At 39.2% G+C, this 16,835-nt stretch carries 13 protein-coding genes and 2 pseudogenes; 8 read left to right on the top strand and 7 right to left on the bottom strand.

Features of this window, described 5'->3' with window-relative positions:
- Positions 1-93 precede the first annotated feature (93 nt).
- From ACSQ6I_RS07665 to ACSQ6I_RS07655, 3 genes are read right to left on the bottom strand one after another with little or no spacing between them, the layout of a single operon-like run.
- The gene (locus tag ACSQ6I_RS07665; RefSeq protein WP_438889758.1) at positions 94-513 is read right to left on the bottom strand and encodes an ATP-binding protein; all 420 of its coding nucleotides are present in this window, start codon (positions 511-513) and stop codon (positions 94-96) included.
- A 3-nt stretch (positions 514-516) separates the two neighbouring features.
- Positions 517-2,190 (bottom strand): SpoIIE family protein phosphatase, encoded by a 1,674-nt coding sequence (locus tag ACSQ6I_RS07660; RefSeq protein WP_438889976.1) that lies wholly within the window; start codon positions 2,188-2,190, stop codon positions 517-519.
- Between the two features lie 50 nt (positions 2,191-2,240).
- On the bottom strand, positions 2,241-2,960 hold the full coding sequence (locus tag ACSQ6I_RS07655; RefSeq protein WP_438889757.1) for a response regulator: 720 nt from the start codon (positions 2,958-2,960) through the stop codon (positions 2,241-2,243).
- 744 nt (positions 2,961-3,704) lie between these two features.
- Between ACSQ6I_RS07655 and ACSQ6I_RS07650 the strand changes: the two are divergent.
- The 4 genes and pseudogenes from ACSQ6I_RS07650 to ftsE all read left to right on the top strand — a co-directional run bounded on the left by ACSQ6I_RS07650 (position 3,705) and on the right by ftsE (position 8,259).
- Positions 3,705-5,836: pseudogene (locus ACSQ6I_RS07650) on the top strand (ATP-binding protein).
- A 30-nt stretch (positions 5,837-5,866) separates the two neighbouring features.
- Positions 5,867-6,241 (top strand): DUF2237 family protein, encoded by a 375-nt coding sequence (locus ACSQ6I_RS07645; protein ID WP_438889756.1) that lies wholly within the window; start codon positions 5,867-5,869, stop codon positions 6,239-6,241.
- 459 nt (positions 6,242-6,700) lie between these two features.
- A complete protein-coding gene (locus ACSQ6I_RS07640; protein ID WP_438889755.1) occupies positions 6,701-7,465 on the top strand; it encodes a WecB/TagA/CpsF family glycosyltransferase in 765 nt (254 codons plus the stop codon).
- Between the two features lie 47 nt (positions 7,466-7,512).
- Positions 7,513-8,259: a cell division ATP-binding protein FtsE gene (gene ftsE / locus ACSQ6I_RS07635; protein ID WP_438889754.1), complete on the top strand. Its 747-nt coding sequence runs from the start codon at positions 7,513-7,515 to the stop codon at positions 8,257-8,259.
- A gap of 484 nt (positions 8,260-8,743) precedes the next feature.
- Here the strand turns inward: ftsE and ACSQ6I_RS07630 are convergent, their stop codons facing one another.
- Both ACSQ6I_RS07630 and ACSQ6I_RS07625 read right to left on the bottom strand, forming a co-directional pair.
- Entirely contained in the window at positions 8,744-9,499 is a 756-nt protein-coding gene (locus ACSQ6I_RS07630; RefSeq protein WP_438889753.1) for an armadillo-type fold-containing protein, read from the bottom strand.
- Between the two features lie 272 nt (positions 9,500-9,771).
- Complete coding sequence (locus ACSQ6I_RS07625; RefSeq protein WP_438889752.1) at positions 9,772-10,383, bottom strand: hypothetical protein; 612 nt, start codon at positions 10,381-10,383, stop codon at positions 9,772-9,774.
- A gap of 512 nt (positions 10,384-10,895) precedes the next feature.
- Here ACSQ6I_RS07625 and ACSQ6I_RS07620 point away from each other — a divergent pair.
- Entirely contained in the window at positions 10,896-11,792 is an 897-nt protein-coding gene (locus ACSQ6I_RS07620) for an alpha/beta fold hydrolase (RefSeq protein WP_438889751.1), read from the top strand.
- A 127-nt stretch (positions 11,793-11,919) separates the two neighbouring features.
- Here ACSQ6I_RS07620 and ACSQ6I_RS07615 read toward each other — a convergent pair whose 3' ends face one another.
- Positions 11,920-12,453: a DUF4330 domain-containing protein gene (locus ACSQ6I_RS07615; RefSeq protein ID WP_438889750.1), complete on the bottom strand. Its 534-nt coding sequence runs from the start codon at positions 12,451-12,453 to the stop codon at positions 11,920-11,922.
- Positions 12,454-12,752: 299 nt separating this feature from the next.
- On the opposite strand from ACSQ6I_RS07615, the gene ACSQ6I_RS07610 reads away from it, so the two are divergent.
- Positions 12,753-13,607: a M48 family metallopeptidase gene (locus tag ACSQ6I_RS07610; RefSeq protein ID WP_438889748.1), complete on the top strand. Its 855-nt coding sequence runs from the start codon at positions 12,753-12,755 to the stop codon at positions 13,605-13,607.
- Positions 13,608-13,719: 112 nt separating this feature from the next.
- Here ACSQ6I_RS07610 and htpG read toward each other — a convergent pair whose 3' ends face one another.
- On the bottom strand, positions 13,720-15,690 hold the full coding sequence (gene htpG / locus ACSQ6I_RS07605) for a molecular chaperone HtpG (RefSeq protein ID WP_438889747.1): 1,971 nt from the start codon (positions 15,688-15,690) through the stop codon (positions 13,720-13,722).
- 223 nt (positions 15,691-15,913) lie between these two features.
- Here htpG and ACSQ6I_RS07600 point away from each other — a divergent pair, with 223 nt between their 5' ends.
- Together ACSQ6I_RS07600 and ACSQ6I_RS07595 are read left to right on the top strand one after the other, a co-directional pair.
- Positions 15,914-16,300: a hypothetical protein gene (locus ACSQ6I_RS07600; protein ID WP_438889746.1), complete on the top strand. Its 387-nt coding sequence runs from the start codon at positions 15,914-15,916 to the stop codon at positions 16,298-16,300.
- 99 nt (positions 16,301-16,399) lie between these two features.
- A pseudogene (locus tag ACSQ6I_RS07595) lies at positions 16,400-16,830 on the top strand (DUF29 family protein).
- The last annotated feature ends 5 nt before the right edge of the window (positions 16,831-16,835 follow it).

The raw sequence follows: 16,835 nt of genomic DNA, 5'->3' as shown, positions 1-16,835 counted from the left end.
AGCCTTACATTACAGTATTTGATAAAAACAACTAATAAATCAAATAAATTTAGCAAAAGTTATAGCTTAATTAATATTTCTTAATGAATTACTTCAATCTTTGGGCAAAGTAGCTTCTAGCTTCAGACAGTTAGCACCATTAATCTGCAACCGATACTCGACCTTATCCATGAGACGATTCATAATCAGCCACCCATAACCACCTTCTTTTTTTTCCGACGGATCAGGAGGAAAATAGGCAGACATATCAAAGCCTTGGCCGTAATCCCAAATTTCCAGCAACAATTTGCGTTCTTTGAGTTCCAAACGCAGCAAAATTGGCAAATTCGGCTGATCTTTGTGAGCATGACGTACAGCGTTAGTATATGCTTCAACCAACGCCAAGCGCAAACGACTCGATTGTGCTGACCAATCCACTGATTCTCCTAGATGGATTTTCAAGCATCCTAGCAACCAAGCTTCAACGATATTTACAAAAATCAAGTCACTTGGTACGTGAAGCTCACTTTTCATTACTTACATAACCTCCAGAGAGAGGATAGTTTGGTCATCTTCTTGCACATGGTTATCTGCTTGAATACGAGTTAGTAAATGTTTGAGAGACAGTGGTTGAGGTTGTTCTTGGATTAGTTGCCAAAGACCTTCCTGATTTAGCATGGTAGGCTGAATAGATCGACTGCTACCATCTGTATTTTCAGGCAATTTTGAATATCTTGATACTTTAGCTTCCGTAATACCATCACTAGCTAACAATAATGTGTCTCCAGACGCAAGCTTCAATCGCTCAGACTGTGCTTGCCACTTTGGGAGGATACCCAAGGGGACACTGCGGATTTTGAGGTAATTCGGTTGAGTCACCAAATTTTCTGACTTTGACCACAATAGAGGATAAATATGGCCGGCATTAGCATAGACAAGTTCCTTAGTAGTCGGGGTGTAAGATGCAATGACAAGGGTAATAAAGTAATTGTTACTGATTAAGTCATCAGATAAAGCATAGTTAAGATTCTGCATGACAACATTCGGCTCGGCTGGTGATTCTTGGGATAATTCCCGACGCAATAAGGAAATAGCACTAGCCATAAATAGAGCCGCTGGAACACCTTTACCAGAAACATCACCAACTGCTAACCACAATTCACCTTTAGGATGAACAAACACTTCAAAAAAATCACCTCCTACTTCCCGTGCTGGGTAACAGCAGGCTTGTACCTTGAGACCGTCAAGATCAGGTAAAGTTTGACGGAGCAGATTATTTTGAATTTGGCGAGCTACTTCCAATTCCAGGTGGATTTGCTGTTGTTTTTCTTGCAGGCTTTGGTAGAGTTTGGCTTGGGAGAGAGCTAAAGCTGCTTGTTCTGCCACACCTGTCAGGAGTTGGATGTCTTCCTCTGGCCAAGGATGCTCACTGCCCCATTGATAGAGAGTCATCACAGCTAGTAAGTGCTGTTGATAGGTAAATGGTACAACTACACAGTGATAAGGATTGTCATGATGTGTATCTTGAATTATTTGATAGTGTTGAGTTTGGAGAACTTCTTCAATTAAGGGGATAGGGTTGAAGGGTAGACTGAAATCTGGGTCTTTGGAATCTTGATAGGAAAACTGGTTTTGTGTTAGGCGATCGTCCTCTACTAGTCTGAGGACACAACTAGTAGCAGAAAAAGTTTTGCCAATAGTACAGACAATTTTTTGTAAGATACTGTCATAGTCAAACGATTGGCGAATTGCTGTGGTGACGGCGTTAAATAAAGATTCTCGTCTTAGAGCATGACGTAGTTCTTTTGTCCGCTTTTTTACTAATTTATATGTATCACAGCCTTGCTCGACTAATGCCTTTAGCTGTTCAGGCTTCCAAGGTTTAGTGATGTATTTAAATACCTGACCAGAATTAATTGCATCGACTAAATCTTCGACATCAGTAAAACCGGTCAACAAAATCCGAATTGTATCGGGAAAGCGTTCCACTGTGCGACTGAACAATTCTGTGCCGTTCATATCTGGCATTCTTTGATCAGAGATAATCACGGCCATCTCCCCTACTTGATCTAAGATTGCCAAAGCATCATGGGCATTATTTGCTTTATATACTTTAAATTTTCGCCAAAAAGTGCGGTAGAGTAAGTCCAAATTATCTGGCTCGTCATCTACCACCATGAGCTTGAGTTTTTCTTGATCTTTCTCGGTTATCTTATCCAACAAGCTATCTTCCCTCCACCAAGACTGCCTTCTTGCACTAATTAGCCCACGATTCCAGAACGCAAGGCACGTACTGCTGCTTGGGTACGGTCATCAGCACATAGCTTATTAAGAATATTGCGAACGTGAGTTTTTACTGTTCCAATTGTGATGTAAAGTCTCTCCGCAATGATTGCATTGCTACAGCCTTCGACTATTAATTGTAATACTTCCAATTCCCTTTCTGTGAGGGAGTAAGCTTCAATAGACTGCTGAGTTTCTGATGATTCTGAAGAATTGACAGAAAATTTGGTATCAGAGGATATGGATGTCAGTCTCTGTGGACTTTGTTGTGCTTGTTGCAATACTATTCGAGCGATCGCTGGATCAATCCAAGCATTGCCATTGTAAGTTACTCGCACTGCTTCGAGTAAATTATCGAACTTGATATCCTTCATGCAGTAGGAGTCTGCTCCCGCCGCAAAAGCTGCCAATACTGCCTCTTTGTTATCTCGTAGGGTCAAAATTAACACTTTTGTGTCTAACTCTTCACTGTCAGCAACCGCTTTGAACTCTCTTGTTAGCTCAATACCATCCTTATCGGGTAAACCAATATCAACAATCGCAATATCTGGTTGTAGTTTTTTTAACATTTTTAGCCCCTCAGCCGCATTTGCAGCTTCCCCTACAACTTCAATCTCTTCCTTTTGCATTAGTGCTGTCCGAATACCCACACGAGTGAGATCATGATCTTCAATTAGCGCGATCCGAATTTTACTCATAGTCAACTTCCGTCCGTTAACACTCAGTTTTACACTTATCACGCCCAAAAGGCATGAGAATCTTAATTTATAATTATTTCCACATTTTTTTAACCTCTCTCACCGTAGTGTAACGGTAATTTTTGCCATGACGAACACGCTCTGACAGGTCTTTGTTTACCGAGATCATCCCGAACGTGTAAATTCAGTAGAATTGGTAACTGTATTTTGGCAGTAATTGATCAAATTAATGTAAAAGACTGAAATTTTGTGCTTTCTAGAGATTCAGAGACTTTAAAAAAGATTATGGATATATTTGTTTCAACTTGATCGCCGCAATTTCCAGAAATTTATCTTATGATCAATAATCTATAGGTACAAGCAGGAATCAGTTCAACAGAATACACTTTATGTTGTAATATCTTCTTTTAAGAAGAATTACGTAGGGATATCACTCTTACAAAAATCTAACTTTGTATAGATTTTGTTTTGATTGATTCAATGCAAATTATCACAAATCGAACTAGACTGCTATAGCAATCCTCAATTATTTATCAACTACAATACCCAGAAAAATTTTGAAGAAATCGGAGATATACATTTTTATATTTTCAAAAATCAAATAGGACTGCTATAGACAGAATATTACAGATAAATAAAGCTTCTGTGAGCGTAGCGTGGCGTTAGCCATAGTATGCTCACGAAAAATCCTGAATTCTGCTGTATTTAGTAATTAATCCAAATCAAATATACCTATTAGAAACAATGCCAGAATTATGGAATATTTTTTTAATGCAGATCCGTTCATACCACATGGGCATTGCTATCTTTGGAAAACTGATTTAGTTTTCCTACATTTAGTATCTGATGCACTGACTGCCCTAGCTTATTACTCAATTCCTATTACATTATTTTACTTTGTTAATAAGCGTAAAGATCTGCCATTTTCTTGGATATTTCTGTTGTTTAGCGCCTTTATTATTGCTTGCGGCACTACGCACTTACTAGAAATTTGGACTCTATGGTATCCAACTTACTGGTTATCAGGTTTAGTTAAAGCTGGGACTGCGCTCATATCTGTAATTACAGCAGTAGAACTTATACCTTTAGTTCCCCAAGCGCTAGCTCTTCCCAGCCCAACTCTATTAAAACAAATGAATCAAAATCTGCAAACAGAAATATCTGATCGGTTACGCATAGATCAAGAACTCAGAAAATATCAAAATCACTTGGAAGAGTTGGTCACTCTCCGCACTCAAGAGATTACTAACACTAACGAGCGATTACAACAAGAAATAACTGAACGTCAACGCATTCTCGAAATTTTAAGACAAAGTGAGGAACGCTACCGTTATTTGGTGGAAGCAATACCCCAACTTGTTTGGACAAGTAATGCTAAAGGAGAGTGTGATTATTTTAATCAAAATTGGAGCGAATACACAGGATTAACATTTGAGGAATCATTGGGTTGTGGTTGGTTGAAAGCATTACATCCAGATGATGTGGAAAGTTCTTATCAAGTCTGGTTAAATGCTGTCGAAAGTGGCATCAAATATGAAAATGAGTATCGCTTCAAACGTGCTGCTGATAGTTGTTATCGTTGGCAATTATCAAGGGGATTACCACTTAAAGATGAGCAAGGTTCTGTAGTTAAGTGGTTTGGGACTTGTACAGATATTCATGAACATAAAGAAATACAACAAGAACGCGCCCATTTACTAGAGTTAGAACAAGCAGCACGCACACAAGCCGAAACAGCTAATCGAATTAAAGATGAATTTTTAGCTGTACTCTCCCATGAGTTACGCACGCCTCTGAATTCAATTTTAGGCTGGTCACAGTTGTTACAAACCCATAAATTAGACGAGATCAAGATATCTCAAGCCTTAGCAACTATTGAGCGCAATGCCAAATTACAGGTTCAACTGATTGAAGATTTACTTGATGTTTCTAGAATTTTACAGGGTAAACTGGTGCTAAATACGGCAAAAGTTAACTTAGAATCTACAATTTTGTCAACTATAGAGACAATCCGTTTAGCCGCAGACACTAAATCTATTCAGATAAAAACAGTATTGCCAGAGAATATTGGAAAAGTGATAGGTGATCCTACTCGCTTGCAACAAGTTACTTGGAATTTGCTTTCTAATGCTGTTAAATTTACAGACCGGGGAGGAATGGTAGAAGTGCAATTAGGGCGGGTTGATGACTATGCTCAAATTACTGTTAGTGATACAGGTAAGGGAATTAGTTATGAGTTTTTGCCCTATGTATTTGATTACTTCCGGCAAGCAGATAGCAGTTCTACTAGAAAATTTGGTGGATTAGGTTTAGGTCTGGCAATTGTGCGGAATATAGTGGAAATGCATGGTGGGATTGTTTCTGCAGAAAGCCCAGGTATAGGTCAGGGGGCAAAATTTACTGTCAGATTGCCGTTGATTAAAGATGATAGTTCCAGGATGATGGATGAACATAATAATTCTTCTATTTTAACTTTAAACTCTTTGTCGCTGAATGGTATAAAGGTTTTAGTTGTTGATGATGATGTTGATTCTCTCGATTTTGTGGCGTTTGTTTTAGAACAAGATGGGGCTGAAGTGATGGCGGTATCTTCAGGATTGCAAGCAATAGAAGTGCTATCACAATCACAGGTAGATGTGTTAATTAGTGATGTTAGTATGCCAGAAATAGATGGCTATATGCTGATACGTCAAGTGAGAAGTTGGAGGGCTGAACAAGGCGGAAAAATGCCAGCTATCGCCTTAACCGCTTATGCTGGAGAATATGATCAACGCCAAGCTATAGCCGCAGGATTTCAGTTGCATCTGCCAAAGCCGATAGTGCGGGAAGATTTAGTGAAAGCGATCGCACAAGTCATGAATTTATCGCAGAGTTAACAGTTGTTTTTTTTTGAAAGAGAGATTTTTATGGCAGAAGCGCAAAATGTACTAGGCACAACCTTAGAAGTTTGCTGTAATTCTCCAATTACTGGCTATTATCGAGACGGCTTTTGTAGTACAGGAAGCCAGGATTTTGGGATGCACGTTGTTTGCGCCCAAGTCACAACGGAATTTCTCGCATTCACCAAATCACAGGGCAATGACTTAAGTACACCTGTTCCTCATTTTAACTTTCCTGGATTGAAGGCAGGCGATCGCTGGTGCTTATGTGCCGCACGTTGGCAAGAAGCCCTAGCAGCTGGCGTTGCACCACCTGTAGTTTTAGAAGCCACCCATGCTAGAGCTTTAGAAGTCTGTAATTTAGAAGATTTGCAAAAATACGCCCTCAACATTGGTCATTAGTTGTTATTTACAGCAGGCAAAAGGCTTGAAAGTTCGTATATGGCTTTAGTTCTTAAATTTTATACTTCTTTTACCTGCGATATTCTGTTTCAGGGCATTGCTAAATGAAGATATAAATATATCTCACGCAAAGGCGCAATCGCGCTTCGCGATCTCGTTCGCGGTAGCGTTGCGTAGCAAAGAGTAGGCGCAAAGAATCAAGGTTGCAAAGGTTAAATTTCCCAATTTCATATTTCAATTCAGCAACGCCTGTTTCAGGTATTGGAGGTAATAGAAATATCAAAATTATCGTCAAATTTATTATCAGTACTGTCTCATCAAAGTAGATTTTCTAATTCCTGTGAATAGTCAACCCAGAGATGGGCTAAAAGTAAGCTGATATATATAATCCACCTGGGAAAAAATTTGATAGACTAAGCTTCAATAATAATTTGGTGTGGGTCTAATTAAGAATAGACTATGTATAAATCGCCTCTAAAGTTTTCAGTATTGGGTTTACCAGTTCATGTAATGAAAAATTATCCCAACTGGTTGCTAGAATGCCTAGAACAAGGCAGAGGGACTCATGTGGTAACGCTCAATGCAGAAATGACTATGCAGGCAGAGCGAAATTTATCCCTAGCAGGGGTAATTCAAAATGCTGATCTAGTGATTCCAGATGGAGCAGGAGTTGTTCTCTATTTACAATGTTTGTTAAGGCAAGAAGTACAACGCTGTCCAGGAATTGAATTATCAGAAAACCTTTTACAAGAACTTGGCCAGCTAAAAACAGCTCCTAAGGTGTTTTTCTATGGAGGAGCGCCAGGGGTAGCTGCAACAGCAGCAGAGTTTTGGCAGCAGCAAGTTCCAGGTTTGAATATAGTAGGGACTCACTCCGGCTATCATTCACCAGAAGAAGAAGAAATATTACAGCAAACTTTAACTCAATTGGAGCCACAAGTTATTTTTGTTGGCTTGGGAGTGCCACGTCAAGAATTATGGATTGCCAAAAACCGTCATTGGTGTCCCCAAGCCATTTGGATAGGAGTTGGTGGTAGTTTCGATATCTGGTCAGGAACAAAAACTCGCGCTCCCCGTTGGTTGGCAAATAACAATTTAGAATGGCTCTATCGTTTGTATCAAGAACCTTGGCGTTGGCGACGAATGTTGGCTTTGCCTGAGTTTGTACTGAAAGCCTGTGTTTATCGGTTGATTGTCAAAAATGTTAATGGTGCTGAGTGTTAATTGGTGATCGGAATAGAAGCTGATAACTGTATGAGGCAGAGTGAGGGATGTCAATATTAAAAACTCCAGAAAAGACGGATGCGTCTGTTGACAGGGAAGGAAAAGACATTCAACGGCAGGCTAGTCAAGCTGAGACAATGGTGGAATTGCGCTCTGTTTCCAAGACTTATGCCAACGGCTATCATGCCCTGCTGGATGTGAGTATAAATATCAAAAAGGGAGAATTTTTGTTTATTACAGGCCCTAGTGGCTCTGGTAAATCGACTTTTCTGAAACTGCTTTATGGTCAGGAATTACCCACACAGGGCGAGGTAATCGTTGATGATTTGAATGTAGCCAACTTGCAGGGCGATCGCTTATCATTCTTCCGTCGTCGGATTGGAATTGTCTTTCAAGACTACAAATTAATTCCTCAGCGCACAGTTTCAGAGAATATAATTTTTGTGCTGCAAGCTCAAGGCTATACTCGTAAAGAAATTCAACGGCGTTTAGAACCTACTTTAAAATTAGTAGGTTTATTGTCTAAAGCTGACCGCTTTCCTGATCAACTTTCTGGGGGAGAACAACAGCGCGTAAGTATTGCCCGCGCAATTATTGCTACTCCACCATTGTTGCTGGCAGATGAACCAACTGGAAACCTTGATCCTGATAATTCCTGGCAAGTTATCAAGATTCTTCAGAAGTTAAATACCTTTGGGGCAACAGTAATTGTGACTACCCATGATGAACAACTGGTCAGACGGTGTAATCATCCAGTGGTACAGGTCAAAAATGGCAGACTGTTTAGAAAGTAGTCAGGAGTCAGGAGTTAGGAGTCAGGAATCAGGAGTCAGTAGTCAGGAGTCAGTAGTCAGGAGTCAGTAGTCAGGAGTCAGTAGTCAGGAGTCAGTAGTCAGGAGTCAGTAGTCAGGAGTCAGTAGTCAGGAGTCAGTAGTCAGGAGTCAGGAGTCAGGAGTCAGGAGTCAGGAGTCAGGAGTCAGAAAGAAGAAGAAGGAAGAAGATAGAATCATCTAGAACCGAAAAAAGTGCTTGAGTTTTCATCGTATCAGCGCTTATTTCTTGCACATTATCAACCTGGAATAGTCTTGAAAATATTGATTTATTAAGGTTTTAGGTTTAAGTAATTGGACAAAATTAATTACACAAAAATTGGGGCTGAAATCCTTGACTGGTAAAGAATTAGTCAATAACCAATATGTCATTAATTCTGTCTTGGTACTTATATGGCTATAGCTTGCGTGACGACGTAGAAGTCATACGCCACGCTATCAACAAACCCTAATTATGAATTACCTCTTGTTTAACTTTTGTAGATACAGGTGCAAGAGATTTAGCACTACTAGGTAGTAGAACTTGTAATCCATCCAAAGTTTGTAAACTATTCAAAGCTGCTTCTTGAATTTCTGGTTCTTCTTCTTTACTTAATAGAAGTCGTAAGCATTTGACAACATCTTGCTTGATAGAAGCATCAACCTGTTTACGATTGATGAATTTAGTTAGTTGATGCACAGCAATTAAACGCTTCAATGAGTTAGATTCCGTTAAGTTATTCAACAACTGATCAAGATATTCTTCTTCTTGATTGCCTTGAAGGCTGAAGATTTGCCACACTAACAAAATTAGAGTTAGTAGTGTCCCAACACCTTGAACAATAACACTAGCAGCTATCCAATGACTTGGAGAATCAACCCAGATTACCGCAGTCATGTAAGTAATGACAGTAGCAATACCACCACTAGCGACTGCTAAAGCTAACCGACTATTGGCAGTGTTTAAAAACCTGCGTATTTCTAACCAACTTAGTTGCCAGTTCCATTTCGGTATTGAGTAAACCAAACTCATTACCGCAATACCAGATACAAGTGCTAACAGTAGTTTCCAGTTCCAAAACAGCATAGCAACGATGATTGTCAAGAACCCCAGTATGCTTCCAGGTTCAGAGAAACGTTTTAAATTTCGTTGCTTTTGGCTTCCTGTCTTGATTTCTGGAAGCTGATTTATTAATTGCCGCCAAAAAGACGAAGCCTGTGCCACAGTTTTTACCTTCTTGATTATAAAATTACTTAATTTGGGTAATTTACGTCCTAGACAAAACCCCCACAAGAATTATATTTGATTAATGTGTGCAAATCAGAAGTTTTTGCTTGTGACCTGATTAAGGGAATACAAAAAAAATTAATTATCTCCAATTTGTAGAGTGTGTTAGAACGATAGTTATTAATATACCATTATTCAGCCCAAACATTGCCGTACTTGCCGATAGCAGTCCCGACAAAGAGACATTTTAAAAATTAGTAGCTCTTCAGTCAGGTTGAAAAACAAAACCTAAATTCATCCAGGGTGAAGTTACCATCAAAGGAGCAGAATTTAACTTTCTTGATGTCATTTGCTATTACGGAGAGCATAGTATTTGGGGGAATTTCAGAGCCGGAATTGATCAGATTAGCCGTGGGTAGAACTGATTTGGTGAGCAATATATCATTCTGGTCGTATGCCTCTAGGACTAATCTCTGTGAGCTAGTAACTAAAGCACTAACCCAGTTTACAGGATTTAAGAAATTAACTTCTAAAAATCCGCTTTTGGGAGATCCCATTAAAACTTTCAGACCTGATTGGCTGGGAAATGCTGGATTTGATGGATGTATGGCTAAGGAATTGTGAAAAATGAGGCCGTGTTGCTTAAATTGATTATCTATTATTTCAAAAAAATTTAACTCATCCAAATCCAAACGCATACATTTAGGTAGAGTTACCTTTTCAGCATAGATATCTTCATCTTGCTCTTCTTCGACTATATCCTGCCAAACTAAAGTTACAATTTCATTTTTTACACCACATCGACTAGGTTGAAATTGTGTGTTTTCAATGTTTTCAATTGTTTGTATTTGGTCTGATTGAAGAGTAGCTTGATTTAACATGACACCCCGCTTTACCATTATCTAGAAATTAATCACGTCAATAAAAAAGTTCTTATTTCTACATACACAATCAAAGTCAATACTTCAATAACTTCGACCAGATTAGTAACCATCCCCCTGTTTCGTGATATGAGGTTACTCAGTACTCATTACTCAGTACTACTGAAAGTAATGTAGTTGAGTTTTGCAACTATCTGTGATTTATCCGATAGATTACCATGAAAATTCACGTAGGTATTGATTTAGTTGTCATGCTAAACACCATCAAAAAGCGTTATTGCATAGTGGTTTTAGCATAATTGTTTGTAAAATTATCAAAAAAACAATACTAAATCTTTATAAGCCATTGTCGGATTTTACATTTGCTTAATCTAACGATAGTCAGAAGTTATGGTGTTCTGAGTTGGCTGATAATAAATAGGAGTGGGGCGTTTGCCAAAATCAGTTAGCACTTTGGAGTTATCTTAGTGCTGTGAATGTTCATTAGATACAAAAATAAACACGTAATACTTATGTTAGAACCACTAGGTTTTGAGCAATACTCCATAAATACCTCACTAGGTAGGATGGTGTACTATACAGCAACTGGATCACCTTGGCAGGATAAAAGTGAAAAATCTGACAGGGAAACTTTGCTATTTCTGCATGGTTTTGGTGGTGGGTCTTCTGCTTATGAGTGGTCGAAGGTGTTTCCTGCTTTTGCGACTGAATATCGGGTGATTGCACCAGATTTAATTGGTTGGGGTCGTTCTGAGCATCCGCAACGCAGTTACAAAATTGAGGATTATTTGACGACGATTCAGGAGTTGATTGAACAGACCTGTACGGGGCCAGTGAGAGCGATCGCTTCTTCTCTGACGGCAGCGTTTATAATTCGAGTAGCGATCGCTCATCCTGATCTATTTAAGTCGTTAATTTTGGTCACACCCTCTGGACTTTCAGATTTTGGACAAGATTACTCCCGCAGCTTTTTTGCCCAATTAGTCAGCGTTCCTGTGGTTGACCGTTTGCTGTATAGTACTGGAATTGCCACAGATGCAGGTATTCGCAGCTTTTTAGAGCAAAGACAATTTGCCGAAAGTAATCGAGTTTATCAAGAGATTGTGGACGCTTATTTACAATCTGCACAACAACCAAATGCTGAATATGCAGCACTATCTTTTGTGCGTGGAGACTTGTGCTTTGATTTGTCTCTTTACATTCAACAGCTAAAAACTCCCACTGCTATTATTTGGGGACAAAAATCACAATTTACAGGACCAGAAATTGGTCGTCGCTTTGCAGAAATCAATCCCCAAGCTATCCGGTATTTTCAACCTTTAGAAAATGTAGGGTTAACACCGCAATTAGAATTACCTGCGGTGACGATAGGATTAATTCGTAAATTTTTAACTTTGCTGAATGGGTGATTGGGGACTGGGGATTGGGGATTGGGGATTGGGGATTGGGGATTGGGGATTGGGAAGCAGAAAAAGAAATTTATTTACCAATTACCAATTACCAATTACCAATTACCAATTACCCATTACCAAAATGCTATTTATCATTTAAGCGAATATCAATAACGGAAGCATTAAAGTTGTAATTAAAACCTTCTAATTCAAAAGGCATCCCAATTTTAACTTTACTATTACCTAATACTGGACCACCATCGGTAACTTGAGCTTTACCTTCTAAGGTCAAAAGAAAATCTCTACTAAAATTATTGGCTCTTGGATCTGGCAATTCTTTAACAGAACCATCTGGTTGGGGAACAGTGATTGTTCTTGGTAGTTCTTGAATGGATTTAATGCCAATTTCACCGTAGGGTTGATTACGAATAATCACATTGGTTTTACCACCCTTGTTAAATCCTTGCTTAAATAACTGCTCAGGCTCACGGACATTTAAACCACGAATTACTAAATCTACTTCAATAGGTAGTGTTTTTGTACCGACTTGAGCTACAGAACCGGAAGTTCCGGGATATATAAAGATGCCAATTATAACTAGTAATATTACCAGCCCAGCACCTAAATCGAGTAAGTTGATTTTGCCGAATAAGCGACCTTTGGAATCTAAAATAGGCATAACAAGTTTTTTGCGATTAAAAAGTGAAGTAATAAATCAAAGCGGCTGGACAGTGAAGTCATGCGACAGTCTATCATGACTGAGACAGTTCCGAGCAGTGGGAGTAGAAAGCTGACTAAGAAAGCACTTGAGAACTTCTGATTCTTAATCATAGCTTAGACTTTGAGAGTTTTCCGGCTTGCTATGCTGATGTCTATACGGTTGTTTAGATTAGGGATATTGAGTTGAGAATGCAACTTAGCTGTCTGTAAATACGTCCTCTATTTTAAGTTCTCACACAACTCTATTTTCACAGGATTATGATTAACTGGAATGGATTTTTGGTAAAATACCGTTTAGGGAGAAGACCTTGGTTTTACCCGTTGATTTCCTTAAGTGTTGCTTTGAGCCTGTGCTTGAGTACACCTCTACCAAGCAAAGCTTTCGATTTTTTACCGCTGTTATTGCAAGGTGTGCAAGTATTTCAGTTGTCTAATATGTCTGCTCGTCAGGAAGTTGAGCTTGGTAAGCAGATGAATGATCAATTGCGCCAAGAAGTCAGAATTTCTCGTAATCAACAGCTTAATAGCTATGTAGAGCAGATTGGTAGACGTTTAGCAGCTAATAGCGATCGCCCTAATATCCCTTATACTTTTCAAGTGGTTGAGGATAAAGCGGTGAATGCTTTCGCCACTGTGGGTGGTTTCGTTTATGTGAATACAGGGTTGCTAGAAACTGCGGACAATGAAGCAGAACTAGCTAGTGTTATCGGTCATGAAATGGGTCATATTGAGGGTCAACACCTAGTTAAGCAGATGCGACAAAGAGCGATCGCTAGTGGTGTGGCTACAGCAACCGGCTTAAGTCGCAGTCAAGCAGTAGGTATAGGTGTCGATTTAGCTCTCAATCGTCCTCGTAGTCGTCAAGATGAATATGATGCTGATAAAAGAGGACTAGCAAGTTTAACGCGGGCTGGTTATTCTCAGTTAGCGATGGTTTCGTTTATGAAAAAGCTACAGGGAAGAAGTTCGGTTCCCACATTTTTGAGTACACACCCTGGAGCAAGCGATCGCGTTAAGGCTCTCCAAAATCAAATTAATACCCGACCGAGCGGTGGAAATTATGGCTTGGACAGTACAGCTTATAAGGCTAATATCCGAGCTTTTTTACGATAAAAAATAAAGTAGTGAAAAATTGTAGGGTGGGTTAGCGTAGCGTAACCCACCATTATTCCTTGGCATCAATAGAGACATTCCATATAACGTCTCTACCAAATTGGGATATTTTCTACTTACTCGCTTGTTCGGTTAGTTTGGTGAGTACGTCATTTGAACGTTCAACAAAGGATTTCATTCCTTCAGCGTCAAAGCCTTTTTGAGACATCAACGCTAAATCATAAACGTGTTGACAAATCATTTTCACCAATTGATCTGTAGGTGACTCACCATCACCTTGAATAATACTACCTTGGCTGAGATGTGTCAGGTTTTGAATCAAGGGATGTGCAGTATTTACTAACAAAATATGATCTTCAGGAAAATCAGCATTTTGCTGTTGCATCATTGCGGTCATTTCTCGCATACGACGGAGAATTTCTGGTAACAACACCATTGCGGGTGGTGTTCCTTGAGGATTATCTGATTTTAAAGCTTCGGTGCGGATATTAAGTTTGGGTTTATTGAGTGCTTTCTCAAATAATTCTTTGATTGACTCACTCTTAGTTTTGTTAGTGGTGGGATCAACTATTTCCCCATCTTTATTATCCAACAAAGTATTATCTAAGTCAGAATCTACCCGTGTAAATTTGACATCTTGATATTCTCTTTCTAGGAAGTTAATAAAGTGGGTATCAATAAAGGAGTCCATAAATAGGACTTCTAAACCTTGATTTTTGTGTAGTGCGATGTATGTGGCTTGACTCGCTTCATCGGTGCTGTAAAAAACGCGGTTTTCGTTGCGTTCTTTGTTGCGTTCTAGATATTCTTTGATGGTGGTGTAAGGTGTGCTGCTGTTAGTGTTAGATGGGTTGACATCTTGCCACACATCACTTTCTGAAGATTGTACTTCAACTGTGGGGGATTCGGCAGTTTTGGTTTCTAATGTGGCGGTGCTGCGGAAGATGAGGATGTCTTCGACTTGTTTTTTAAATTTATCGTCGTTGAGAACGCCAAATTTAACGAAGGTTCCTAAGTCTTTCCAAGCACTGATGTATTGTTCGCGGTTATCGCGGTATAGTTCTTTGAGACGATCGCCTACTTTCTTGGCTATGTAGTCACCGATTCTCTTCACAGTGCGATCGCCCTGCAAGGCACTACGAGAAACGTTCAAAGGTATGTCAGTGCTATCAATTACACCCCGCATGGGCATCAAAAACTGGGGAATAATCTCTTCACAGTTATCACTAACAAACACTTGATTGCAGAATAACTTGATTTGTCCCTTCGTCACATCCACATCAGGACGCATTTTGGGGAAATACATAATCCCGTTCATCATAAACGGATAATCAGTATTCAAATGCACCCATAACAGAGGTTCTTCTTGGAAAGGATAGAGATAGCGATAAAATTCTAGATAATCTTCATCCGTCAAATTACTGGGAGATTCTCGCCAAGCTGCTTTTTGTTTATTTAATACTTCACCTTCCAATTTAATGGGAACTGGCATGAAGTCGCAGTAAGTTTTCACCAGATTTCTAATTCTGGCTGCTTCTAAAAATTCCTCTTCTTCACCTTCGAGAGTGAGGGTAATCGTAGTCCCGCGAGTGGTGCGGTTTGACTCTGATAAGGTAAAGGCTGGAGAACCGTCACAAGTCCAGTGAACCGCTTGAGAACCTTCTTTGTAAGAGAGAGTATCAATTTCTACTTTTTTTGCCACCATGAAGGAAGAATAGAAACCTAAACCAAAGTGACCGATAATCGGTTGATCTGATTTACCTTCATACTTGTGGATAAATTCTTCCGCACTGGAGAAAGCGACTTGGTTAATGTATTTTTTTACTTCCTCAGCCGTCATACCGATACCAGTATCGCTGATGGAGAGAGTTTTGTTATCTTTGTCAATAGCGATCGCAATTTCGTCTTCGCCAATTTCGCCACTATACTCCCCAGCGCGGGCTACCATTTTTAATTTTTGGATAGCATCTACTGCGTTGGATACGAGTTCCCGCAAGAAGATTTGATGATCTGAATATAGCGACTTCTTGATAATTGGGAAAATATTCTCAGTATGTATACTGATAGTGCCTTGTTCTAGCATAGTTATCCGTCTGTTTTACTTGCAGATATCATTCTGACAATCAATTTTCGACGATATATGTCTTTTTGGAGGTAAGGAATACCTCTTAATAATGATTCGGATTACACTACCATCACCGGGAATGGTGACTGGGAAGAAATTTTAAGTGACAACTTGTAGCAAATGTAGTTGCTGGTTTTAAGTAATTATGTTGAAATAAGGATATTCGATTAGTAATAACTCTATGGAACCTACAACTTTAGCAGTTGCCATTGCTACTATATTTTTAACCAAAGCCTTAGAAAAATCTGGTGAGACATTTAGTGAGAGTTTAACAAAAAAGGTTGGTGAAGCACTGGCTAAAATCCGCAACCATTCCCCAGAAACAGCCACAGCATTAGCAGCAGGTAATCCAGAAGCATTAAATCTCACTCCAGAAGTCCTCAAACAAATTCCTGATGATCCGATTTTTGCCGAGTTGGTGACTACTGCTGATGTAGAAGAAAATGCCACATTTGCGGACAAGTATCAAACAGTGAAAGCAGGTGGCACAATTAACATTATTGGTAAACAGATTAACATTTCACAAGCTGGTACAGGTGGTACTCAAAATAACAACATCACCATGTGAGGCACAGTAGGAGTTTAGCAATGCTAAACCCTAATTCTCAGACTGATTGTTTTTAATTTTATAATCAATTTGAGCGATTTAATTCAGGAGGTTTGAGTTATGGAAGAATTACTAGAACTTCAACAATTACTGATTAATGGCAATATTCCTGGTGCGTTGCTGCTAGTTGAAGAGATGACCGAAATGAGCAAAGATGATAAGCTGAATAAAATTTTTAGTTTTGGCAAAATTATTCTTCTCCATCTAATTAAGCAAGCAGCGGAAAAACGTACAACTAGATCATGGGATTTGTCTATCGCTAATGCAGTGAAAGAAATTCAACGCACAAACAAACGTCGTAAATCAGGGGAATGTACTTTACAACTGAAGAATTGCGAGAAACCCTAGAAGATGCCTATGAATTGTCATTGAATGGTGCAGCAAAAGAAGCATTTGAGGGAAGATACCAAACAGAAGAATTAGCAGCAATGGTAGATAAAGAAATGATATTAGAACAGGCTATTGCTTTAATCTTAGAAAATACCATATAGACCAG

Source organism: Anabaena sp. WFMT, assembly GCF_051781005.1.
Taxonomy (GTDB): Bacteria; Cyanobacteriota; Cyanobacteriia; order Cyanobacteriales; family Nostocaceae; genus Anabaena.
This window is presented reverse-complemented; position numbering and strand designations above follow the sequence as displayed.